This window comes from Streptomyces sp. SID11385 (assembly GCF_010548245.1).
Lineage (GTDB): Bacteria > Actinomycetota > Actinomycetes > Streptomycetales > Streptomycetaceae > Streptomyces.
In genome coordinates this window covers 1-21,417 of sequence record NZ_JAAGLR010000750.1, presented here as the reverse complement: position 1 = coordinate 21,417, position 21,417 = coordinate 1, and the positions used below count along the sequence as shown (strand labels likewise).

The 21,417-nt window shown below is 72.2% G+C and carries 17 protein-coding genes; 8 read left to right on the top strand and 9 right to left on the bottom strand.

The features are described from left to right. Positions 1-174 precede the first annotated feature (174 nt). The 3 genes from G3I42_RS23020 to G3I42_RS23010 all read right to left on the bottom strand — a co-directional run bounded on the left by G3I42_RS23020 (position 175) and on the right by G3I42_RS23010 (position 5,188). Positions 175-870 (bottom strand): HAD family phosphatase, encoded by a 696-nt coding sequence (locus G3I42_RS23020; protein WP_164288864.1) that lies wholly within the window; start codon positions 868-870, stop codon positions 175-177. Positions 871-1,057: 187 nt separating this feature from the next. After that, a complete protein-coding gene (gene metH, locus G3I42_RS23015; RefSeq protein ID WP_164288862.1) occupies positions 1,058-4,570 on the bottom strand; it encodes a methionine synthase in 3,513 nt (1,170 codons plus the stop codon). 144 nt (positions 4,571-4,714) lie between these two features. Continuing rightward, positions 4,715-5,188, bottom strand: a complete 474-nt coding sequence (locus G3I42_RS23010) for a VOC family protein (RefSeq protein ID WP_164288860.1) — start codon at positions 5,186-5,188, stop codon at positions 4,715-4,717. A gap of 333 nt (positions 5,189-5,521) precedes the next feature. On the opposite strand from G3I42_RS23010, the gene G3I42_RS23005 reads away from it, so the two are divergent. The 6 genes from G3I42_RS23005 (at position 5,522) to G3I42_RS22980 (ending at position 13,397) form a co-directional block, all read left to right on the top strand. Continuing rightward, a complete protein-coding gene (locus tag G3I42_RS23005) occupies positions 5,522-6,286 on the top strand; it encodes an IclR family transcriptional regulator (protein WP_164288858.1) in 765 nt (254 codons plus the stop codon). 398 nt (positions 6,287-6,684) lie between these two features. Next, positions 6,685-7,485 (top strand): MIP/aquaporin family protein, encoded by an 801-nt coding sequence (locus tag G3I42_RS23000; protein ID WP_164288856.1) that lies wholly within the window; start codon positions 6,685-6,687, stop codon positions 7,483-7,485. An 88-nt stretch (positions 7,486-7,573) separates the two neighbouring features. Beyond that, complete coding sequence (glpK, locus tag G3I42_RS22995; RefSeq protein ID WP_164288854.1) at positions 7,574-9,124, top strand: glycerol kinase GlpK; 1,551 nt, start codon at positions 7,574-7,576, stop codon at positions 9,122-9,124. Positions 9,125-9,302: 178 nt separating this feature from the next. After that, a complete protein-coding gene (locus G3I42_RS22990) occupies positions 9,303-10,916 on the top strand; it encodes a glycerol-3-phosphate dehydrogenase/oxidase (protein ID WP_164288852.1) in 1,614 nt (537 codons plus the stop codon). Positions 10,917-11,092: 176 nt separating this feature from the next. Next, positions 11,093-12,175: an LLM class flavin-dependent oxidoreductase gene (locus G3I42_RS22985; RefSeq protein ID WP_164288850.1), complete on the top strand. Its 1,083-nt coding sequence runs from the start codon at positions 11,093-11,095 to the stop codon at positions 12,173-12,175. A 115-nt stretch (positions 12,176-12,290) separates the two neighbouring features. Then, entirely contained in the window at positions 12,291-13,397 is a 1,107-nt protein-coding gene (locus G3I42_RS22980) for a PAC2 family protein (RefSeq protein ID WP_164288849.1), read from the top strand. A gap of 108 nt (positions 13,398-13,505) precedes the next feature. On the opposite strand, the gene mshC is transcribed toward G3I42_RS22980, so the two are convergent. The 4 genes from mshC to G3I42_RS22960 all read right to left on the bottom strand — a co-directional run bounded on the left by mshC (position 13,506) and on the right by G3I42_RS22960 (position 17,031). Continuing rightward, the gene (mshC, locus tag G3I42_RS22975; RefSeq protein WP_164288848.1) at positions 13,506-14,735 is read right to left on the bottom strand and encodes a cysteine--1-D-myo-inosityl 2-amino-2-deoxy-alpha-D-glucopyranoside ligase; all 1,230 of its coding nucleotides are present in this window, start codon (positions 14,733-14,735) and stop codon (positions 13,506-13,508) included. Between the two features lie 121 nt (positions 14,736-14,856). Continuing rightward, a complete protein-coding gene (locus G3I42_RS22970) occupies positions 14,857-15,669 on the bottom strand; it encodes an SCO1664 family protein (RefSeq protein WP_164288887.1) in 813 nt (270 codons plus the stop codon). After that, complete coding sequence (locus G3I42_RS22965; RefSeq protein ID WP_164288847.1) at positions 15,666-16,256, bottom strand: DUF3090 domain-containing protein; 591 nt, start codon at positions 16,254-16,256, stop codon at positions 15,666-15,668. Before G3I42_RS22965 ends, G3I42_RS22970 begins: the two co-directional genes overlap by 4 nt. A gap of 85 nt (positions 16,257-16,341) precedes the next feature. Beyond that, a complete protein-coding gene (locus tag G3I42_RS22960; RefSeq protein ID WP_164288846.1) occupies positions 16,342-17,031 on the bottom strand; it encodes a histidine phosphatase family protein in 690 nt (229 codons plus the stop codon). 189 nt (positions 17,032-17,220) lie between these two features. Here G3I42_RS22960 and corA point away from each other — a divergent pair, with 189 nt between their 5' ends. Beyond that, entirely contained in the window at positions 17,221-18,228 is a 1,008-nt protein-coding gene (gene corA, locus G3I42_RS22955; RefSeq protein ID WP_343244634.1) for a magnesium/cobalt transporter CorA, read from the top strand. Between the two features lie 56 nt (positions 18,229-18,284). On the opposite strand, the gene G3I42_RS22950 is transcribed toward corA, so the two are convergent. Both G3I42_RS22950 and G3I42_RS22945 read right to left on the bottom strand, forming a co-directional pair. After that, positions 18,285-19,073, bottom strand: coding sequence for a ferritin-like domain-containing protein (locus G3I42_RS22950; protein ID WP_164288844.1), 789 nt, complete (start codon positions 19,071-19,073; stop codon positions 18,285-18,287). Between the two features lie 213 nt (positions 19,074-19,286). After that, on the bottom strand, positions 19,287-20,336 hold the full coding sequence (locus G3I42_RS22945; RefSeq protein ID WP_164288843.1) for an LLM class F420-dependent oxidoreductase: 1,050 nt from the start codon (positions 20,334-20,336) through the stop codon (positions 19,287-19,289). Positions 20,337-20,642: 306 nt separating this feature from the next. Between G3I42_RS22945 and G3I42_RS22940 the strand changes: the two genes are divergently transcribed. Continuing rightward, on the top strand, positions 20,643-21,417 hold a 775-nt coding region (locus tag G3I42_RS22940; protein ID WP_164288842.1), incomplete at its 3' end, for an aldo/keto reductase.

Below are 21,417 nucleotides of genomic sequence, written 5' to 3'. Positions count from 1 at the left end.
TGGTCACTGTCGACGGGAGCCCGGGGTGAGAAAGCTCACCGCATGACGTGCGAATGGGACAAGCGGCCCCCTGTGGGCGACGGCTGCTTTCCGGCGTCCGGCAGTCACGTCCCGTATACGGTCCGGCTGTCCGGATATCGGTCCGGCCGTCTGCCATGTGGGCGCCCGCTCACCTCAGTTCCCGCACAACCCGCGCAGGAACGTCAGATCCACGGAGTCGAGTGACGGCACGACCGTGCGGCGCGCCGCCGCCGGGATGGGGGCCACGGAGGGGACGGCGAGGACCTGGCAGCCGGCCGCCTCGGCGGAGGCGACGCCGGTCGCGGTGTCCTCGATCACGACGCACCTGGCCGGGTCCACGCCGAGCCTGCGGGCCGCGTGCAGGTACGGCTCGGGGTGGGGCTTGGTACGGGTCACCTCGTCGCCCGCGACGGTGTGCGCGAAGTGGTGCGCGCCGAGCGCGGGCAGGGCGCGGTCGATGACGCGGCGGTGCGAGGCGGAGACGAGGGCGGTGGGGACGCGGGCGCCGTGCAGCTCGGCGAGCAGCCGGGCCGCGCCCGGCATGAGCGGCAGATCGCGGGCGATGCGCTCCTCGAAGGCGTCGTTGAGCAGCCCGCTCAGCTCCTCCAGGGCGATGGCGGCGCCCGTGGCCTCGATCAGGTATCCGGCGCTGCGGGTCATGGGGCCGCCCACCACGACGCCGCGCCAGGACTCGTCGAGCCGGTGACCGAGGCGCGCGAAGACCGCGACCTCCGCCTCCCACCACAGGCCCTCGGTGTCGAGCAGCGTGCCGTCCATGTCGAGCAGGACGGCGGCGAGACGGCCCGTGGGGCCGGTCAGGAGGGGCGACGTGGGGGTGGTGCTCGTCATCCGGCGAACCTCCGTCTGGGGTGCCAGCAGGGCCGATCAGTCTACGTCGGGGCGGAGGGCGGGGCCATTGGGCGGGCCGGGGCGGGGGCTGAGCCCCCGCCCCCCGTTTCCGGGGCTCCGCCCCGGACCCCGCTCCTCACTCTCCCCCAGCCTCCGGCCGGGGCCCCCAGAGGGGCCGGTTCTTTGCTCAGCGGGCGTTGAAGTACTTCGCCTCGGGGTGGTGGATGACGAGGGCGTCGGTGGACTGCTCGGGGTGGAGCTGGAACTCCTCGCTGAGCTGGACACCGATGCGCTCGGGTTCCAGGAGCGCCGCGATCTTGGCGCGGTCCTCCAGGTCGGGGCAGGCGCCGTAGCCGAGCGAGAAGCGGGCGCCGCGGTACTTGAGGGCGAACATGTCCTCGACGTCGGCGGGGTCCTCGCCGCCGAAGCCGAGTTCCGCGCGGACGCGGGCGTGCCAGTACTCGGCGAGGGCTTCGGCGAGCTGGACGGAGAGACCGTGCAGTTCGAGGTAGTCGCGGTAGGCGTCGGCGGCGAAGAGCTTGCCGGTGGCCTCGCCGATGCGGGAGCCGACGGTGACGACCTGGAGGCCGATGACGTCGGTTTCGCCGGACTCCTCGGGGCGGAAGAAGTCCGCGAGGCACAGCCGCCGTCCGCGCCGCTGGCGCGGGAAGGTGAAGCGGGTGCGCTCGGAGCCGTCCTCGCCGAGGAGGATGAGGTCGTCGCCCTTGGAGACGCAGGGGAAGTAGCCGTAGACGACGGCGGCTTCGAGGAGGTTCTCGCGCTGGAGGTGGTCGAGCCAGCCGCGCAGGCGCGGGCGGCCCTCGGTCTCGGCGAGTTCCTCGTACGCCGGTCCCTCTCCCGTGCGGTTCTGCTTCAGGCCCCACTGGCCCTTGAAGAGCGCGCCCTCGTCGAGCCAGGAGGCGTAGTCCTTGAGCGGGATGCCCTTAACGACGCGGCTGCCCCAGAACGGCGGCGCGGGCACCGGGTTGTCGGTCGCGACGTCGGAGCGGACCTGGCCCTCCTCCTCGCCCTCGGCGAGTTCCGTGACGACGGCGCTCGCGGTGGGCCGCACCCGCCGCTGCTTCAGCTCGGGCAGCGTCACGCCGGGCACCCCGCGCTTGACGCCGATGAGGGCGTCCATGAGGCGCAGGCCCTCGAAGGCGTCGCGGGCGTAGCGCACCTCGCCCTGGTAGATCTCGTGGAGGTCCTGCTCGACGTAGGCGCGGGTGAGGGCCGCGCCGCCGAGGATGACGGGGTAGTCCGCCGCCATGCCGCGCTGGTTCAGCTCCTCCAGGTTCTCCTTCATGATCACGGTGGACTTGACGAGGAGTCCGGACATGCCGATGACGTCGGCGCGGTGCTCCTCGGCGGCCTCCAGGATCGCGGAGACGGGCTGCTTGATGCCGAGGTTGACGACGTTGTAGCCGTTGTTGGACAGGATGATGTCCACGAGGTTCTTGCCGATGTCGTGGACGTCGCCGCGCACGGTGGCGAGCACGATGGTGCCCTTGCCCTCGGCGTCGGACTTCTCCATGTGCGGTTCCAGGTACGCGACCGCGGTCTTCATGACCTCGGCGGACTGGAGCACGAAGGGCAGCTGCATCTGCCCGGAGCCGAACAGCTCGCCGACGACCTTCATGCCGTCGAGCAGCGTGGCGTTGACGATGTCGAGCGCGGGACGGGTCTCCAGGGCCTCGTCGAGGTCGGCTTCGAGGCCGTTGCGCTCGCCGTCGATGATGCGGCGCTTGAGGCGTTCGTCGAGCGGCAGCGCGGCGAGTTCCTCGGCCTTGCCGGCCTTGAGGGACTTGGCCGTCGCGCCCTCGAAGAGCCGCATGAGCTTCTGGAGCGGGTCGTAGCCCTCGGCGCGGCGGTCGTACACGAGGTCCAGGGCGGTGGTGACCTCCTCCTCGCTGAACCGGGCGATGGGCAGGATCTTGCTCGCGTGCACGATCGCCGAGTCGAGCCCGGCCTTGACGCACTCGTCGAGGAAGACGGAGTTGAGCAGGATGCGCGCGGCCGGGTTGAGACCGAAGGAGATGTTGGAGAGGCCGAGCGTGGTCTGCACGTCGGGGTGACGGCGCTTCAGCTCGCGGATCGCCTCGATCGTCGCGATGCCGTCCTTGCGGGACTCCTCCTGCCCGGTGCAGATGGTGAAGGTGAGGCAGTCGATGAGGATGTCCGACTCGTGGACGCCCCAGTTGCCCGTCAGGTCGGCGATCAGGCGCTCGGCGACGGCGACCTTGGTCTCGACGGTACGGGCCTGGCCCTCCTCGTCGATGGTGAGCGCGATGAGCGCGGCGCCGTGCTCGCGGGCGAGCGCGGTGACGCGCGCGAAGCGGGACTCGGGGCCGTCGCCGTCCTCGTAGTTGACGGAGTTGATGACGGCCCGGCCGCCGAGCATTTCGAGCCCGGCCTCCAGGACGTTCACCTCGGTCGAGTCCAGGACGAGCGGGAGCGTGGAGGCGGTGGCGAAGCGCCCGGCGAGTTCGCGCATGTCGGCGACGCCGTCGCGGCCGACGTAGTCGACGCACAGGTCGAGCATGTGCGCGCCCTCGCGGATCTGGTCGCGTGCCATCTCGACGCAGTCGTCCCAGCGGCCCTCCAGCATGGCCTCGCGGAACTTCTTGGAACCGTTGGCGTTGGTGCGCTCGCCGATCGCGAGGTAGGAGGTGTCCTGCCGGAAGGGGACCGTCTGGTAGAGCGAGGCGGCGCCCGGCTCGGGGCGCGGCTCACGGCTGCCCGGCGCCATGCCGCGTACCCGCTCCACGACCTGGCGCAGGTGCTCGGGCGTGGAGCCGCAGCAGCCGCCGACGAGCGAGAGGTGGTAGTCGTTGACGAAGTTCTCCTGCCAGTCCGCCATCTCGGGGGCGGTGAGCGGGAAGTGCGCGCCGTCCTTGGTGAGGACGGGCAGGCCCGCGTTGGGCATGCAGGTGAGCGGGATACGGGAGTGCTTGGCGAGGTAGCGCAGGTGCTCGCTCATCTCGGCGGGGCCCGTCGAGCAGTTCAGGCCGATGAGGTCGATGCCGAGCGGTTCGAGCGCGGTGAGCGCGGCGCCGATCTCGGAGCCGAGGAGCATCGTGCCCGTCGTCTCGAAGGCGAGCGAGACGATGAGCGGGACCTGGACGCCGAGCGCGTCCAGCGCGCGGCGGGCGCCGAGCACCGACGCCTTGGTCTGGAGGAGGTCCTGCGTCGTCTCGACGATGAGCGCGTCGGCGCCGCCCGCGAGCAGACCCTCGGCGTTCTGCTGGAACCCGTCGCGCAGGACGCCGTACGGGAGGTGGCCGAGCGTCGGCAGCTTCGTACCGGGGCCGATCGAGCCCAGCACCCAGCGGGTGCGGCCGTCGCGGGCCGTGTAGGCGTCGGCGGTCTCGCGGGCGAGGCGGGCGCCGGCCTCGGAGAGCTCGTGGATGCGGTGGGCGATGTCGTACTCGCCGAAGGCGGAGTGGTTGGCGCCGAAGGTGTTCGTCTCCACGCAGTCGACGCCGACGTCGAAGTACGCCTCGTGCACCGAGCGGACGATGTCGGGGCGGGTCGCGTTGAGGACCTCGTTGCAGCCCTCCAGGTCCTGGAAGTCCTCCAGCGTGGGGTTCTGCGCCTGGAGCATCGTTCCCATCGCTCCGTCGGCGACGACCACGCGGGAGGCGAGGGCTTCGCGGAGGGCGGTGACGCGATCTGCGGCATGGAGGGACGGGTGGGCCATGGGTCTGCTCCCTGAGGTGCGACGGCTGTCGGCTTTGCGGCGCCCTCGCGGGCACCGCACGAAGGCAGCGTAACCGGGGCGGTGCCTCGCTCGTCGGCCCGTACCACGTGGCGGACGGTCGCGGGCGCCGCCGCGGGGGCCGGATCAGGCCTTTCCGGCGGGCGGGTCGGCGTAGACGCCGTGCAGCATTCCCGTGGCCTGGCCGAGTTCGATGAGGTAGCCGTCGGGGTCCCGCAGATAGCAGCGGATCTCCGCCTTGCGGTCGATCGGGGGCGTGACGAACGTGGCGCCCTTCGCGCTCCATTCCTCGTAGACCGCCTGGATGTCGGCCACCCGGATGTTGAGGAAGCACGTCGCGGTGGACGGGTCCTCGGGCGGGTGCAGGGTGATGCCCGGCTTGTCCGGGGTGGGCCCGCCGCCGGGGTTCATGATGAGCCAGCTGTTGGCCAGGCGGACGGTGCAGGGGTTCTCCGCGAGCACCAGTTCACCGCCGAGGACGTCGGTGTAGAAGGCGCGCGAGCGGGGCACGTCGGCGACGGTGAGGAAGTAGCTGAGGAGCATCCCGGACTCGGGGGCGGGGAAGTGTTCCCGCGGCGTGGGGTGGTCTTCCTGCGGCATGGGGCGGTGTCCCTGCTCTGGTGGACGGGCACGGGGGGCGGACCGGCGCGGGCGCGCGGACGAGGGGCGGGGCCCGGCTTCCCGGCCGCCCGCGGGTCTTTCGTCACGTTATGGCCGCCGCGCGTTCGCCGACAGCGCGGTACGCCCATTCGCGGTCCCGGGGCGCGCACCGCACCCGGGTTCTCGGCCCACGCCCGTGACACGTCTTCGGCATAGGCGCATGATGTTCAGCATGGCCGACCATGAGGAGTGGGCAACGTGCGGGATCATGGGTGCGCACGTGGAGGGTCCGGGCGGCGCCGGCCCGCGGAGAACTGAGGAGACACCGGGCTGATGGCGAAGAACATCCAGTCGCTGGAGAGGGCGGCCGCGATGCTGCGGCTGCTCGCCGGCGGCGAGCGGCGGCTGGGCCTGTCGGACATCTCCGCGACCCTCGGCCTGGCCAAGGGCACCGCGCACGGCATCCTGCGCACCCTCCAGGCGGAGGGCTTCGTGGAGCAGGACCCGGCCTCGGGGCGGTACCAGCTCGGCGCGGAGCTGCTGCGGCTCGGGAACAGTTATCTCGACGTGCACGAGCTGCGGGCCAGGGCGCTGGTGTGGGCCGACGACCTGGCGCGCTCCAGCGGCGAGAGCGTGCACCTGGGGGTGCTGCACCTGGGCGGCGTGCTCGTGGTGCACCACGTCTTCCGGCCCGACGACAGCCGCCAGGTCCTGGAGGTGGGCGCGATGCAGCCGCTGCACTCCACGGGGCTCGGCAAGGTCCTGTGCGCCTTCGATCCGGTGGCCCGCAGCGAGGCCCTGGAGAACGAGCGCAAGTCCTTCACGGCGCGCACGGTGACGGCCGCGGAGGAGTTCACCGCGGCGCTCGACGAGACCCGCAAGCGGGGCTGGGCCGCCGATCTGGAGGAGACCTGGGAGGGCGTGACCTCGGTGGCCGCCCCCATCCACGACCGCCGCGCCCTCCCGGTCGGCGCGGTCGCCGTCACGGGCGCGGTCGAGCGCCTGTGCCCGGACGGCACCCTGCGCCCCGAGCTGATCGCCGCGGTCCGCGAGTGCGCCCGCGCCGTCTCCCGGGACCTGGGCGCGGCCCGCTTCTAGCACTTTCACGGCACCGGGCCCGGCACCCGCCTCACCCCGTCCCGTCACCCGTTCGCCGCAGGCGCGGTCCCCGGGCGACGGCCGCCGCTTCCCGCGCGGACACGGGCGAAAGGCGTGCGCCGCCGCACGGGCAGGGGTGCCATCCACTCGCCGGACGGTGTGTCGCAGACCACACTGAGGGGGCGAGTGGCCCGCGATCCAGCGCGCAGGAGGGTTGACGAGGTGCCGCCCGAGGAGAAAACTGCCGGTCATTGGTCGGCATTGTCGAACAGTTGCCGAAAAACAGCGTTAGGGTGGCCAGACGCCACGGGCCGGCGACGCCCCTCCCCTTCGGAGGTGGTTCAGCCCCCGGGGAAGAGGGGTTCGCCACCCCTGGACGAAGGACAAAGGAGTCGCGGGTGTCCAGCTCCGACATTTTCTTCGGCGAGTTCATCGGAACCGCCGTACTGGTCCTGCTCGGTGGCGGTGTGTGCGCCGCCGTGACCTTCAAGCGGTCGAAGGCGTACGAGGCGGGCTGGGTCGCCATCGCCTTCGGCTGGGGTTTCGCCGTCCTCACCGGTGCCTACATCGCGAGCGGGCCCTCCGGGGCCCACCTCAACCCGGCGGTCACGCTGGGCCTCGCCATCGAGGGCGGCACCAAGTGGAGCGACGTACCGCTCTACATGGGCTCGCAGCTCGCCGGCGCCATGGTCGGCGCCGTGCTCGTCTGGCTCGCCTACTACGGGCAGTTCCGGGCGCACCTCGCGGACCCCGAGTTCGTGAGTCCCGGCCCCAAGGGCGAGGAGGGCCTCGTCGACATCGAGAAGCAGGCGTCCCCCAAGGCGGGCCCCCTCCTCGGCGTCTTCTCCACGGGCCCCGAGATCCGCAACCCCGTGCAGAACGTGATGACCGAGATCATCGCGACCTTCGTGCTGGTCCTCGCGATCCTCACGCAGGGCCTCAACGGCAAGGGCGACGGCCTCGGCACCCTGGGCGCGCTCATCACCGCCCTCGTCGTGGTCGGCATCGGTCTCTCGCTCGGTGGCCCGACCGGGTACGCGATCAACCCGGTACGTGACCTCGGCCCGCGCATCATCCACGCCCTCCTGCCGCTCAAGAACAAGGGCGGCTCGGACTGGGGGTACGCGTGGATCCCGGTCATCGCACCGCTCATCGGCGCGGCGGCGGCCGGCGGGGTCTACAAGCTCTGCTTCGCCTGAGCGAGGCCCGTACCGCGCGGCCCGGGTCCCCGGACCCGCCCGCACCCACGACGTACACCGACGTATGACGTAAACAGGAGCGCCACTCATGAGCACCCCCACCACAGGACACGGCACCGGCCCCTTCATCGCCGCGATCGACCAGGGCACGACGTCGAGCCGCTGCATCGTCTTCGACCGCGACGGCCGGATCGTCTCGGTCGACCAGAAGGAGCACGAGCAGTTTCTCCCGAAGCCCGGCTGGGTCGAGCACGACGCCTCGGAGATCTGGGACAACGTGCAGGAGGTCGTCGCCGGGGCGATCCGCAAGGCCGGGATCACCAAGGCCGACGTCAAGGCGATCGGCATCACCAACCAGCGCGAGACCACGATGCTGTGGGACCGGCACACCGGCGAGCCGGTGCACCACGCGATCGTCTGGCAGGACACCCGTACCGACGCGCTCTGCAAGGAACTGGGCCGCAACGTCGGCGCCGACCGCTTCCGCCGCGAGACGGGCCTGCCGCTCTCCTCGTACTTCGCCGGCCCGAAGATCCGCTGGCTCCTCGACAACGTGGACGGGCTCCAGGAGCGCGCCGACCGGGGCGACCTGCTCTTCGGCACGATGGACTCCTGGGTCATCTGGAACCTGACCGGCGGGGTCAACGGCGGCGTGCACGTCACCGACGTCACCAACGCCTCGCGCACCCTCCTGATGAACCTGCGCACGCTGGAGTGGGACGACAAGATCTGCGCCTCGATCGGCGTGCCCAAGTCGGTGCTCCCCGAGATCCGCTCCTCCGCCGAGGTCTACGGCGAGGTCAAGGGCGGACTGCTCGGGGACGTGCTCGGCGGCATCCCGGTCGCCTCGGCGCTCGGCGACCAGCAGGCCGCGCTCTTCGGGCAGACGTGCTTCGCCGAGGGCGAGGCGAAGTCCACGTACGGCACCGGCACCTTCATGCTGATCAACACCGGCACGAAGGCGATCAACTCCTACAGCGGACTGCTCACCACGGTCGGCTACCGCATCGGCGACCAGGCGCCCGTGTACGCCCTGGAGGGGTCGATCGCGGTCACCGGCTCGCTCGTGCAGTGGATGCGGGACCAGATGGGCCTCATCAACTCGGCGGCCGAGATCGAGACGCTCGCCTCCTCCGTCGAGGACAACGGCGGCGCCTACTTCGTCCCGGCCTTCTCCGGGCTCTTCGCCCCGTACTGGCGCCCGGACGCGCGTGGCGTGATCGCCGGGCTCACCCGGTACGTGACCAAGGCGCACATCGCCCGCGCCGTCCTGGAGGCCACCGCGTGGCAGACCAGGGAGATCGCGGACGCGATGAAGAAGGACTCCGGGGTCGAGCTGACCGCCCTCAAGGTGGACGGCGGCATGACCTCGAACAACCTGCTGATGCAGACGCTCTCGGACGTGCTCGACGCGCCCGTGGTGCGGCCGATGGTGGCCGAGACCACGTGTCTGGGAGCGGCGTACGCGGCCGGCCTCGCGGTCGGTTTCTGGAACGACGTCGAGGAACTGCGGGCCAACTGGCGCCGGGCGGCCGAGTGGACGCCCAAGATGCCGGAGGAGACCCGCGAGGCCGAGTACAAGAAGTGGCGCAAGGCCGTCCAGCGCACCATGGGCTGGCTGGACGACGAAGAGAGCTGAACCCCCACCGGGCCGGGGCCCGGGGCGGGCGCACAGGACGAAGAGGTCGCGCCCCGCTCCGGACCCTGCCCCGGCCCCCCTCCGGGAACCGACCCGGATCACCGGAGGGCGGCGCGGCGGCCCCGCCCAGAAGGCGCGCCCCGCGACCACCTCCGGAACGCATGACGAGGAGCACGACATGACCACCGTCCAGCACCTGCCGAGCCTCGGGACCCACCCGGCCGCCGCGAGCGGTCCGAGCCGCGCCGAGACCCGCGAACAGCTCGCCCGCGCGAACTACGACCTCCTGGTCATCGGCGGCGGCATCCTGGGCATCTCCACCGCCTGGCACGCCGCCCAGTCCGGACTGCGGGTCGCGCTCGTCGAGGGCGGCGACTTCGCGGGGGCCACCTCCTCGGCCTCCTCGAAGCTGCTCCACGGCGGGCTGCGCTACCTCCAGACAGGGGCGGTCAAGCTCGTCGCCGAGAACCACTTCGAGCGGCGCGCGGTCGCCGGGCAGGTCGCCCCGCACCTCGCCAACCCGCTCACCTTCTACCTGCCCGTCTACAAGGGCGGCCCGCACGGTGCCGCGAAGCTCGGCGCGGGCGTCTTCGCCTACTCGGCGCTCTCCGGCTTCGGCGACGGCGTCGGGCACCTGCTCTCGCCCGCGCGCGCCCAGCGCGACGTGCCCGAACTGCGCACGGAGAACCTGAAGGCGGTCGCGGTCTACGGCGACAGCCAGATGAACGACGCGCGCATGGCCGTCATGACCGTCCGCGCGGCCGTCGACGCCGGGGCCGTCGTCCTCAACCACGCCGCCGTCACCGGGCTGCGCTTCACCAACGGGCGGGTCACGGGCGCCGAGCTGCGCGACGGCATGGACGGCACCGAGTTCGGCGTCGACGCGCGCCTCGTCCTCAACGCGACGGGCCCCTGGGTGGACCACCTGCGCCGCATGGAGGACCCGGGCGCCGCGCCCTCGATCCGGCTCTCCAAGGGCGCGCACCTCGTCCTCAAGCGCACCTCCCCGTGGAACGCCGCGCTCGCCACGCCGATCGACAAGTACCGCATCACGTTCGCGCTGCCCTGGGAGGACATGCTCCTGCTCGGCACGACCGACGAGGAGTACGAGGGCGAACCCGGCGACGTCGCGGTCAACGAGAAGGACATCCAGCAGATCCTCGACGAGGCCGCCTTCTCGGTACGGGACCAGCAGCTCGACCGCTCGCTCATCACGTACTCCTACGCGGGCCTGCGCGTGCTGCCCGGCGGTCCCGGGGACACCGCGAAGGCGAAGCGCGAGACGGTCGTGACCGAGGGCAAGGGCGGAATGCTCTCCGTCGCGGGCGGCAAGTGGACGACCTTCCGGCACATCGGCCGCACGGTCATGGACAAGCTCGCCTCGCTCCCCGGGCACCCGCTCGGCGACGACATGGAGCCCATCTCCGAGCTGCCCTCGAAGCTGCCGCTGCCCGGCGTCGCCAACCCGCTCGCCGTCAAGCACCGGCTCCTCGTCGACCACCAGGGCGCGGGCACCGAGATGGCCGCCGACACCGCGCAGCACCTCGCGACGCACTACGGCTCCCTCGCCTTCGACATCGCGCGCCTCGCCAACGAGCACCCCGAGCTCGGCGAGCGCATCCACCCGGAGGCCCCGGAGATCTGGGCGCAGGTCGTGTGGGCCCGCGACCAGGAGTGGGCCGAGACCCCGGACGACGTGCTGCGCCGCCGCACGACGCTGACGATCCGCGGCCTCACGGACGACGCGCTGCGCGAGCGGGTCGCGAAGGTCCTGGCGGAACGCGAGAGCTGAGACGGCGGCGGGGCGCTCGTACGGCGTCCCACGGGCACGGGCGGGGCGGCACGCGAACGAGCGGCCGCCCCGCTCCCCTGCCCGCACCACTCCCGTACCCGCACCACTCCCCCGCCCGCCCCCGCCTTCGCACCGCCGCCACAGTGCCGCAACACTCGCCGCGCACAGTGGTCGACATGAAGTTTCAGGTGCTCAGCCTCATCCAGCACGCGCCCCACCCCCTCACCTCCGTGAGGCGACCGGCGGCCGAGAGGTTCCGGGACGTCCTCGCGCTCGCCGAGGCCGCCGAGGCGCTCGGCTTCGACGCCTTCGCGGTCGGCGAGCGCCATGCCGGTGCCTTCCTCTCCTCCTCGCCCACCGTCGTGCTCGGCGCGATAGCCGCCCGTACGGAGCGGATCAAGCTGCTCACCGGGGTGACGGTGCTCGCGATCCTCGACCCGGTACGGGTCGCCGAGGACTACGCGACGCTCGACCAGCTCGCCGCCGGGCGCCTCGAACTCGTCATCGGCAAGGGCGCGGAGGCCGGGCACTTCTCCCTCTACGGCCTCGACGAGGAACGGCAGTGGGACCTCCAGGCGGAGAAGTACGAGCTGCTGCGCCGGCTGTGGCGCGAGGAGGGCGTCGACTGGGAGGGCGAGTTCAGGCCGCCGCTCAAGGACGTCACGACGGTGCCGCGCCCGTACGCGGCGCCGCCCACCGTCTGGCACGGCTCGGCGACCAGCCCGCTCTCCACCGAACTCGCCGCGCGCCACGGCGACCCGCTCTTCACCGCCAACGCCATCCAGCCGCGCCAGGCGTACGTACGTCTCGTCGCTCACTACCGCGAGCGGTTCGCCGCCCACGGGCACGACCCCGCCACGGCCCGCGTCGCGGCCGGCTCCGGCGGTCTGCTCCTCGCGGACACGGCCGGGAAGGCGATCAGCCGCTACCGCGAGCTGTACGAGGCGTCCGTGCGGCAGAACTTCAAACCGCACCTCGCGGGGAAGGCCGGATACAACACCCCCTTCGCGACGATCGAGGACGCGATCGCGGAAGGGCCGCAGCTCATCGGCTCGCCGCAGCAGGTCATCGACAAGCTGCTCGGCTTCCACGCCTCCTACCGCCACGACCTCCAGTCGATCAGCGTCGACGGCTTCGGGCTCGAACGCGGCGAGCAGATCGAGCTGTTGCAGCGCTTCGCCGAGGAGGTGCTGCCCGTCGTGCGCCGCGAGGCGCCGACCACGCTGTGGGAGGAGGGCGGAAAGAGCGCGGAGGAGTAAGCCTCGGCGTGCGGGGCAGTGATCGGGCGTTCTCCTCGCAGGGGACCGCGGCGGTCCCCCGTCCACGCCGTAAGGTGGGGCGTATGTCTGGGAACACGTCCGAAGGAGGCGGTGGGTGATCGAGCTCGAAGGGGTCCCCGAGCTGATCGACCCCATCATGGTGGCCGCGTTCGAGGGCTGGAACGACGCCGGGGACGCCGCCTCCACCGCGGTCGCGCACTTGGAGCAGGAGTGGAAGGGCGAGGTCTTCGCCGCGCTGGACGCGGAGGACTACTACGACTTCCAGGTCAACCGGCCCACCGTCTTCATGGAGGACGGCACCCGGAAGATCACCTGGCCCACCACCAGGCTCTCCGTGGTCCGGATCACCGGTGAACGCCCGCGCGACCTCGTGCTCGTGCGCGGCATCGAGCCCTCGATGCGCTGGCGCTCGTTCTGCAACGAGCTGCTCGGCTTCGCGCACGAGCTGGGTGTCGAGATGGTCGTGGTGCTCGGCGCCCTCCTGGGCGACACCCCGCACACCCGCCCTGTCCCGGTGAGCGGGGTCACCTCCGATCCGGATCTCGCGCGCACCATGGACCTGGAGGAGTCGAAGTACGAGGGCCCCACGGGCATCGTCGGCATCCTCCAGGAGGCGTGCACCCACGCCGGGGTCCCGGCGGTGAGCCTGTGGGCCGCCGTACCGCACTACGTCTCGCAGCCGCCGAACCCGAAGGCGACGCTCGCTCTCCTCAACCGCCTGGAGGACCTGCTCGACCTGCGCATCCCGCTCGGCGAGCTGGTCGAGGACGCGCGCGCCTGGCAGCTCGGGGTCGATCAGCTCGCGGCCGAGGACAGCGAGGTCGCCGAGTACGTGCAGTCGCTGGAGGAGGCGCGGGACACCGCGGAGCTTCCGGAGGCGAGCGGCGAGGCGATCGCGCGCGAGTTCGAGAGGTACCTGCGGCGCAGGGAGCCGGGCGGAGGGCCGGGGGGAGCGCCGGGCGGTTTCGGGCGCGAGACGGGTCCTGGCGGGGACCGGGCGCGGTCCACGCGGCCCACGCGGGCGGAGGAGCCGAAGGAGCCGAAGCCGACGGACGAGAAGCCGGAGACGGACGCCCGGGAGGCGGACGCCCCCGAGACGGAGGCGCCGGCCCCCGAGACGGAGGCCCCCGAGACGGACGCGCCGGAGTCCTCCGCCAAGGAGAAGAAGCGCCCGGACGAGGACGGGCCGGGCAAGGACTGAGCCCGGCGTCCTGGCCGGGGTCGTACGTACGGAGGAGGGGCGAGGTGCCGGTCGGCGCCTCGCCCCTCCTCCGTCTCCGCGGCTAGGCCGTGTGGATCACAGCACGCGTCACAGCGCGACGCCGAGGAGGGCGTCGGCCGTGCGCGAGACGAGGCCCGGCGCGCCCGTGTCCTCGCCGCCGGTCTCCTGCTGGCGCGCGGCCCAGCGGTCGATGGCGAGCAGGGCGCGGGGCGAGTCGAGGTCGTCGGCGAGCGCGTCCCGTACCTCTTCGACGAGCGCCTCCGCCGAGGGGCCGTCGGGCCGCGAGACGGCGGCGCGCCAGCGGGCGAGCCGGTCCACAGCCTCCTGAAGGCCCTGGGCGGTCCACTCCCAGTCCTCGCGGTAGTGGTGCGCGAGCAGGGCGAGGCGGATCGCCGCCGGGTCGACGCCGTCCTTGCGGAGCTGCGAGACGAAGACCAGGTTGCCCTTGGACTTCGACATCTTCTCGCCGTCGAGACCGACCATCCCCGCGTGCACGTAGGAGCGCGCGAAGGGGTGCTCGCCGGTGAGGACCTGGGCGTGCGAGGCGCCCATCTCGTGGTGCGGGAAGGCGAGGTCGGAGCCGCCGCCCTGCACGTCGAAGCCCATGCCGAGGTGGTCGAGCGCGATGGCGACGCACTCGATGTGCCAGCCGGGGCGGCCGTCGCCGAGGCTGCCGCCGTCCCAGCTCGGCTCGCCCTCGCGGGCGGCCATCCACAGCATCGGGTCGAGCGGGTTCTTCTTGCCGGGACGCTCCGGGTCGCCGCCGCGCTCGGCGGAGAGCAGCCGCATCGCCTCCGCGTCGAGGTTCGAGACCTCGCCGAAGTGGCGGTCGGAGGCGACCGAGAAGTAGATGTCGCCCTCCAGTTCGTACGCGGCACCCATCGCGCACAGCCGCTCGACGAGCGGGACGATCCCGGGGATCGCCTCGACGGCGCCGATGTAGTGGCGCGGGGGCAGCATCCGCAGCGCGATCATGTCCTCGCGGAACAGGGCGGTCTCGCGCTCGGCGAGCCCCGTCCAGTCCTCGCCGTCGCGCACGGCCCGCTCCAGGAGCGGGTCGTCGACGTCGGTGACGTTCTGCACGTAGTGCACCTGGCGCCCGGAGTCGAGCCAGACCCGCTGGACGAGGTCGAAGGCGTTGTAGGTGGCCGCGTGTCCCATGTGCGTCGCGTCGTACGGGGTGATCCCGCAGACGTAGATACGGGCCACCTCGCCGGGGGTGAGCGTCACGGGACCGTTGGTGGCGGTGTCGTGTATTCGGAGGTCGCGGCCCTTGCCGGGCAGAGCGGGGACCTCGGAAGCGGGCCAGGAATGCATATGTCGAGGTTAACCGGCCGGGGGTGGCGGTGGTGGCCGGGTGCGGCCCGATTACCTCCGACGGGTTCCCGAACCCCCGCGGCCTTCGGCCGGGAGGTGCCCGCGGACGGGCTGGATCTCCTTACACCGGTGGCCAGGGGATCGCCGGCCACTCGTCGCTCGGTTCCGGATGGATTCCCGTGTCGCGGAGGGTCCCGACCCGGCTGCGCAGGGCGGTGATCTCCGGCTCCGTGAGGAGGGGGGTCAGGGTGGCCGTCAGCGGGCCGTCCAAAGCCTCCGACAGGAGCGCCAGGGCGTCGAGGGCCTCGGGCGGCAGGGGGTCGCCCGCCCAGCCCCACAGCAGGGTCCGCAGCTTGTTGTCCGTGTGGAAGGTGACGCCGTGGTCGATGGCGTGGAGGCGGCCTTCGGGGGTGGGGAGCAGGTGGCCGCCCTTGCGGTCGGCGTTGTTGATGACGGCGTCCAGGACGGCGAGCAGACGCAGGCGGGGGTCGTCGCGGTGGACGAGCAGGGCCGTACGGTCCTCCTCGACCTCCGCGAGGCCGATCGCCTTCCAGCCCTCCTCGGGCTCCTCGCCGTCCTGGAGGGCCAGGAGCCCGCCGCCGTCCTCGGACGTCTCGATCCACAGCTGGGTCATCGCCTCCCCCCACGGCCCCTCGCGGAGCACGGTGAGCGGGACGAAGTCCCAGCCCATCGCCCGGCACACCTCGTGCGCGGCGACCTCGCGGCGGGCGAGGTTGCCGTCGGGGAAGTCCCACAGGGGCCGCTCCCCCGCGACGGGCTTGTGCACGCAGGCGAGGCTCCGCCCGTCGAGTACGGCGTCGCAGAGCAGGACGGCGTTGGACGCCTGGGTGATCTGCCCGCGTACGGTCAGCTCGCCGCGCGTGAGGATGTCACGGACGAGGGCCGGGTCGAGGGCTTCGGTGGGCTCGCTCACGCCGACCTGCGGTATCCGTTCTGTCGCGGGCACACGTGTCCTTCGAGGTCGAGCGGGAGGTTGCACAGCGGGCACAGCGGCCGGCCCGCGTTGACGACGTCGAGCGCGCGCTTGGCGAAGGCCCGGGCCTGGGAGCCGCTGAGCCTGACCCGCAGCATGGGCGGGCCGTTCTCGTCGTCCTGGAGAAGTTGCTCCTCGGCGGCGGCGAGTTCGTCCTCCGACTCGGCGTCGAGTTCCACGAGGGCCTGCGCCTCGACGATCATGCGCTCGGCGTCGCCGTCCCAGGCGAGCGCCATCGTGCCGACCCGGAACTCCTCCTCGACGGGGGTGTCGAGCGGGCCCGAGTCGGCGACCTCTGCGGGCGCGACGGCCGGGACCGCGGCGTTGCCGCCGCTGCGCCGCACCACTTCGTCCAGCAGCTCGTCCATGCGCTCGGCGAGCGCCGCCACCTGGGTCTTCTCCAGGGCGACGCTGGTGACCCGGCCACCGGCCGAAGCCTGGAGGAAGAAGGTACGGCGCCCGGGGAGCCCGACCGTACCGGCTACGAAGCGCTCCGGCGGGTCGTAGAGGAACACCTGACGGGACACGTCCTTGACTCTCCTTGGGATCAGAAGTCGGGGGGAGCGGGGCCCACGGGGCCACGGGTACCGGACAGCCTACTGCCGGTGACGATCAGGCCGCTCCCGAGCCGCCGCCGACCGTGGCCTGCCCCTGCTCGCCGCCCTCGGCGCGGGGCCGGAGTCCCGTGAGGTCACCGGTGTCGCCGAGCCGGACGAGGAAGGGGCGCAACCGCGTGTAGTGGATGACGGTCACGGAGCAGGGGTCGACGTGGATGCGCTGGAACTGGTCGAGGTGGAGGCCGAGGGCGTCGGCGACGAGGGACTTGATGATGTCGCCGTGCGAGCACATGACGTACATCGCCTGCTCGCCGTGCTCCTCGGTGAGACGCTCGTTCCACTCCCGTACCGCCTCCGCGGAGCGGGCGGCCATCGCGCGCAGGGACTCGCCGCCGGGGAAGGCCGCGGCGGAGGGGTGGTTCTGGACCACGTCCATGAGCGGTTCGCCGCTCAGCTCCTTGAGCTTGCGGCCCGTCCAGTCCCCGTAGTGGCACTCCCCGATCCGCTCCTCGCTGTGCAGCGGCAGCCCGGGGCGCGCGGCGAGCAGCGGCGCGAGCGTCTCCTCGCACCGCTGGAGCGGACTCGCCACGGCGGCCACGAGCGGCAGCCCCTCAAGGCGCCCCGGCAGCGCCGCGGCCTGCTCCCGCCCCCGCTCGTCCAGGGCCACCCCGGGCATCCACCCGGCGAGCACCCCTTCGGTGTTGGCGGTCGACCGTCCGTGGCGCACGAGGATGAGGGTGGTCATGCGCTCCACCCTACGTGCCCGTGTTTCCAGCCCCTCTGGGGGCACCTCCCGGCCGAAGGCTGGGGGAGCTTGAGGAGCGGGGTCCGGGGCGGAGCCCCGAGGCGGCCGGCCCGGCAGAGCGGCGGACCTCCTCGCCAGCAGGCCCACCAGCCACGTATACCCCCCGGAGGGCAGGGCACTATGGGTTCCGTGATCGTGGACTGCGGCATCTACCGGAACGGCCACCGCACGGACGGCCCCAGCGACTTCTCGGACGCGCTCGACGCCGCCCGTGCGACCGGCGACGCCTTCGTGTGGATCGGTCTGCACGAACCGAGCGAGGAGGAGTTCACGCACGTCACCGACGAGTTCAAGCTCCACCCGCTCGCCGTCGAGGACGCGCTCAAGGCACACCAGCGCCCGAAGCTGGAGGTCTACGACGACTCGCTCTTCGTCGTCCTCAAGCCCGTGCACTACGAGGCCGACAGCGACACGGTCTCCTCGGGCGAGCTGATGCTCTTCCTCGGCGACTCCTTCGTGGTCACCGTGCGGCACGGCGACGGAACGCCGATAGCGGAGCTGCGCAAGCACCTGGAGGAGAAGCCCGAGATGCTGCGGCACGGGCCGACCTCGGTCCTCTACTCGATCGCGGACGAGGTGGTGGACCACTACCTGGTGGTCGCCGACGAGCTCCAGAACGACCTGGAGGAGCTGGAGACGGCGGTCTTCTCGCCCGACGGCTCCACCTCCGGCACGGGAGCGAGCACGGCCTCGCGGATCTACAACTTCAAGCGCCAGATCCTGGAGTTCCGCCGCGCCACCGGCCCGCTCGCGATGCCGATGCTGCGCCTGGCGGGCAACGGCCCCTTCGCCGCGGCGGTGCCCTTCGTGGACGACGCGGTACGGCCCTTCTTCCGCGACGTGAGCGACCACCTGACCCGCGTCAACGAGTCCGTCGAGGGCCTGGACCGCCTCGTGTCCGACATCCTCTCGGCCCACCTCGCGCAGATGGGCGTGCGCCAGAACGACGACATGCGCAAGATCTCGGCATGGGCGGCGATGGCCGCCGTACCGACGATGATCGCGGGCATCTACGGCATGAACTTCGACCACATGCCGGAGCTCCACTGGGTGTGGTCCTACCCGGCGGTCATCGCCCTGATGATCATCCTGGAAGTCCTCCTGTACCAGCAGTTCAAACGACGCGGCTGGCTCTGAACGACGGCACGCCGCCGCCCGCCCCCGCGGGCCGGGGACGGGCGGCGGCGAGTTCCTCAGGCGAACTCCGGCTCCGGGGTCGCCGGGCCGCCGAGGGCGTCGCGGCGAGGGGGCATCGTGAGGGTGACCATGCGGCGCCAGCCGATCGCGCGTTCCCAGGCGTAGGCGGCGTGGATGGCGGAGGCGAGGACGGCGGCCTTGGGGCGGGACCAGCCGAGGATGCGGCCGATGTGGTCCATGACGGCGAGGCTCACGTCGCGGTAGATGAGGTTCTCGGCGCGCGCGCACTCGTGCAGGACGCGCTGGATGACGCGGCCGTGGCCCTCGCCCGCCAGGCGCAGCAGCTCCTCGTGGCAGTAGGCGAGGTGGTTGTCCTCGTCGGCCGAGATGATCCGGACCGCGTTGCCGACCTCGGGGTGGGCGGCGAAGTAGCGGCGCAGCATGTCCATCTGGTCCGAGGCCCGCTGCTCGGTGACGCGGCTGTGCGCGAGGTAGGTGATGACGTCCTCCTCGGTCAGCGGCTCGTCGGCGTCGAGCTTGGCGTGCGGGAGGCCGATGCCCGCGCGTTCGAGGAGCATCGTGTAGTCGGTCTCGGGCGGGACGTCGACGGGCTCGACCCCGCGGCGGCGCATGAGGCCGTGGAAGATGCGCCCGTGCTTGTCCTCGTCGGCGCCGTGCCGGGCGACCTTCGGGGCGAGATGCACCATGCTCGCCGGGAGCAGGGCGGCGATCCGCCCGTTCTCCCAGCCGCCCTGGGCCTCACCGCTGGCGGCCACCGAGCAGAAGAGCCGGTAGGTCTCGTCGTTGTCGATGATCTCCTGGAAGAGACTCCTGGCCGAAAGCATCTCCGTACCTCCACATCGGGGCGCGCACGTGCCCGCCCGACGAGTCAAGGCGCGGCCCCGGGGTCCGGCAAGCGGACGCCGGAGGAGGATGGGCCGTTCGGGTGAGGGGCGGCCAGGGGCGGCGACGTACGGCGAGGGGCGCGCGTCCGCTGGACGCGCGCCCCTCGCCGTGCGGCCCGTACGGACCCGACCAGGCCCCCGTACCGGCTCCGCTCAGGCCACCCCGGCCCGCTCCAGCGCCTCGGCGCCCGCGCGCAGCGCGGCGATGCGCTCCTCGCGCGTGAACCCGGCGGGGGCGAGGGTGAGGGTCGTCACCCCGGCCGCCGCGTAGGCGCGCATGCCGTCGGCGATGCGGTCGACGGGGCCGAGCAGGGTCGTGGAGTCGATGAGGCTGTGCGGGATCGCGGCGGCGGCGCCGTCCTTGTCCCCCGCGAGGTACTTGTCCTGGATCTCGGCCGCCTCCTTCTCGTACCCCATGCGCTGGGCGAGGCGGTTGTAGAAGTTCTGCTTGCGGCTGCCCATGCCGCCGACGTAGAGCGCGGTGTACGGGCGGAAGGTGTCGGCCAGCGCCTCGATGTCGTCGCCGAGCGCGAGGGGGACGGTGGGCACGACGTCGAAGCCCTCCATCGTCTTGCCCGCCTTCTCACGGCCCGCGCGGATCGGCTTGATCGCCGTCTCCTCCAGGTGCGCGGCGGCCGGGAAGATGAGGAGCGCGCCGTCGGCGATCTCGCCCGTCTGTTCCAGGTTCTTCGGGCCGATCGCGGCGATGTAGAGCGGGATGTGCGGGCGCTCGGGGTGCACGGTGAGCTTGAGGGGCTTGCCGGGGCCGCCGGGGAGCGGGAGCGTCCAGTGCTCGCCCTCGAAGCTCAGGCGCTCGCGGCTCATCGCGCGGCGCACGATCTCCACGTACTCGCGGGTGCGCGCGAGCGGCTTGTCGAACTTGACCCCGTACCAGCCCTCGGAGACCTGCGGGCCCGAGACCCCGAGGCCGAGCCGGAAGCGGCCGCCGGAGAGGGAGTCGAGGGTCGCGGCCGTCATCGCGGTCATCGCGGGCTGCCGCGCCGGGATCTGGAGGATCGCCGAACCGATGTCGATGCGCTCGGTCTTGGCCGCGACGTAGGCGAGGACGGTGGGCGCGTCCGAGCCGTACGCCTCGGCGGCCCAGCAGACCGCGTATCCGAGCCGGTCGGCCTCGACCGCGACGGCGAGATTGTCCGCGTCCATGCCCGCGCCCCAGTAGCCGAGATTGATCCCGAGCCGCATGCGCCACACCCCTTACTGATCAGTAACGTTTACTGCGGGGGACTCTACTGCCCCCTTGTACGCGGCGACAGGGAAGCGGCGCGTGCGGCGGAGTGAGCTTCATCCCCCGAGGCCCGCAGGGCCGAGCAGCGTCGGCTGAGCCGAAGGGAGCGCGACGGTGTCGGGAGGCTCGTCGCGCGCAGGTGGGCGAGGAACGAGCTCACCGAGCACGTCGAGCCTCCCGACACCGGCACCGGCGCTCCCGGAGGCGAAGCCGACGCAATCAATAAGGAGCGAACGCACGTCCGACGCGTAATCTCAGCGTTCATGGAGCAGAGGCATCTCGGCCGGACCGGCCTGCGTGTGTCCCGGATAGGGCTCGGCACCCTCGGCTGGGGCCGGGACACCGACGAGCACGAGGCGGCCGCCTCGCTCAAGGTCTTCTGGGAGGCGGGCGGCACGCTCGTCGACACCGCGGATGTCTACGCGGACGGCGAGGCCGAGTACCTGCTCGGGCAGCTCGTCGAATCCCTCGTCCCGCGCCGGGACCTCGTCATCGCGACGAAGGCCGGCAGCGTCCCGGACCCCGACCGCCGCTTCAACGCCTCGCGTGGCCACCTGCTCGACGCGCTCGACGCCTCGCTCAGGCGCCTCGGCACGGACTACGTGGACCTGTGGCAGGTGCACGCCTTCGACCCCGTGACGCCGCTGGAGGAGACCCTCCAGGCGCTCGACCTCGCGGTGAGCACGGGCCGCGCCCGGTACGCGGGCGTCTCCAACTTCAGCGGCTGGCAGCTCGCCAAGGCCGCGACCTGGCAGCTCGCGGGCGGCGGCACGCGGACCAGGCTGGCGAGCACGCAGATGGAGTACTCGCTGCTCCAGCGCGGCGTCGAGCGCGAGGTGCTGCCCGCCGCGCGCGACCTCGGCGTGGGCCTGCTGCCCTCCTCGCCGCTCGGGCGCGGGGTGCTCACCGGCAAGTACCGCGAGGGCGCGAGTCCGGCGGGCTCGCGCGGGGCGGGCGAGGCGATGGCCGGTTTCATCGCCCCGTACCTCGACGGGACGGCCTCGGCGGTCGTCGAGGCGGTCGCGACGGCCGCCGAGG

Coding starts and splice junctions, on each gene's coding strand:
- G3I42_RS23020 (WP_164288864.1), bottom strand. CDS start 870: ATGACGAGCACCACCCCCACGTCGCCCCTCCTGACCGGCCCCACGGGC.
- metH (WP_164288862.1), bottom strand. CDS start 4,570: ATGGCCCACCCGTCCCTCCATGCCGCAGATCGCGTCACCGCCCTCCGC.
- G3I42_RS23010 (WP_164288860.1), bottom strand. CDS start 5,188: ATGCCGCAGGAAGACCACCCCACGCCGCGGGAACACTTCCCCGCCCCC.
- G3I42_RS23005 (WP_164288858.1), top strand. CDS start 5,522: ATGGCGAAGAACATCCAGTCGCTGGAGAGGGCGGCCGCGATGCTGCGG.
- glpK (WP_164288854.1), top strand. CDS start 7,574: ATGAGCACCCCCACCACAGGACACGGCACCGGCCCCTTCATCGCCGCG.
- G3I42_RS22990 (WP_164288852.1), top strand. CDS start 9,303: ATGACCACCGTCCAGCACCTGCCGAGCCTCGGGACCCACCCGGCCGCC.
- G3I42_RS22985 (WP_164288850.1), top strand. CDS start 11,093: ATGAAGTTTCAGGTGCTCAGCCTCATCCAGCACGCGCCCCACCCCCTC.
- mshC (WP_164288848.1), bottom strand. CDS start 14,735: ATGCATTCCTGGCCCGCTTCCGAGGTCCCCGCTCTGCCCGGCAAGGGC.
- G3I42_RS22960 (WP_164288846.1), bottom strand. CDS start 17,031: ATGACCACCCTCATCCTCGTGCGCCACGGACGGTCGACCGCCAACACC.
- G3I42_RS22950 (WP_164288844.1), bottom strand. CDS start 19,073: ATGCTTTCGGCCAGGAGTCTCTTCCAGGAGATCATCGACAACGACGAG.
- G3I42_RS22945 (WP_164288843.1), bottom strand. CDS start 20,336: ATGCGGCTCGGGATCAATCTCGGCTACTGGGGCGCGGGCATGGACGCG.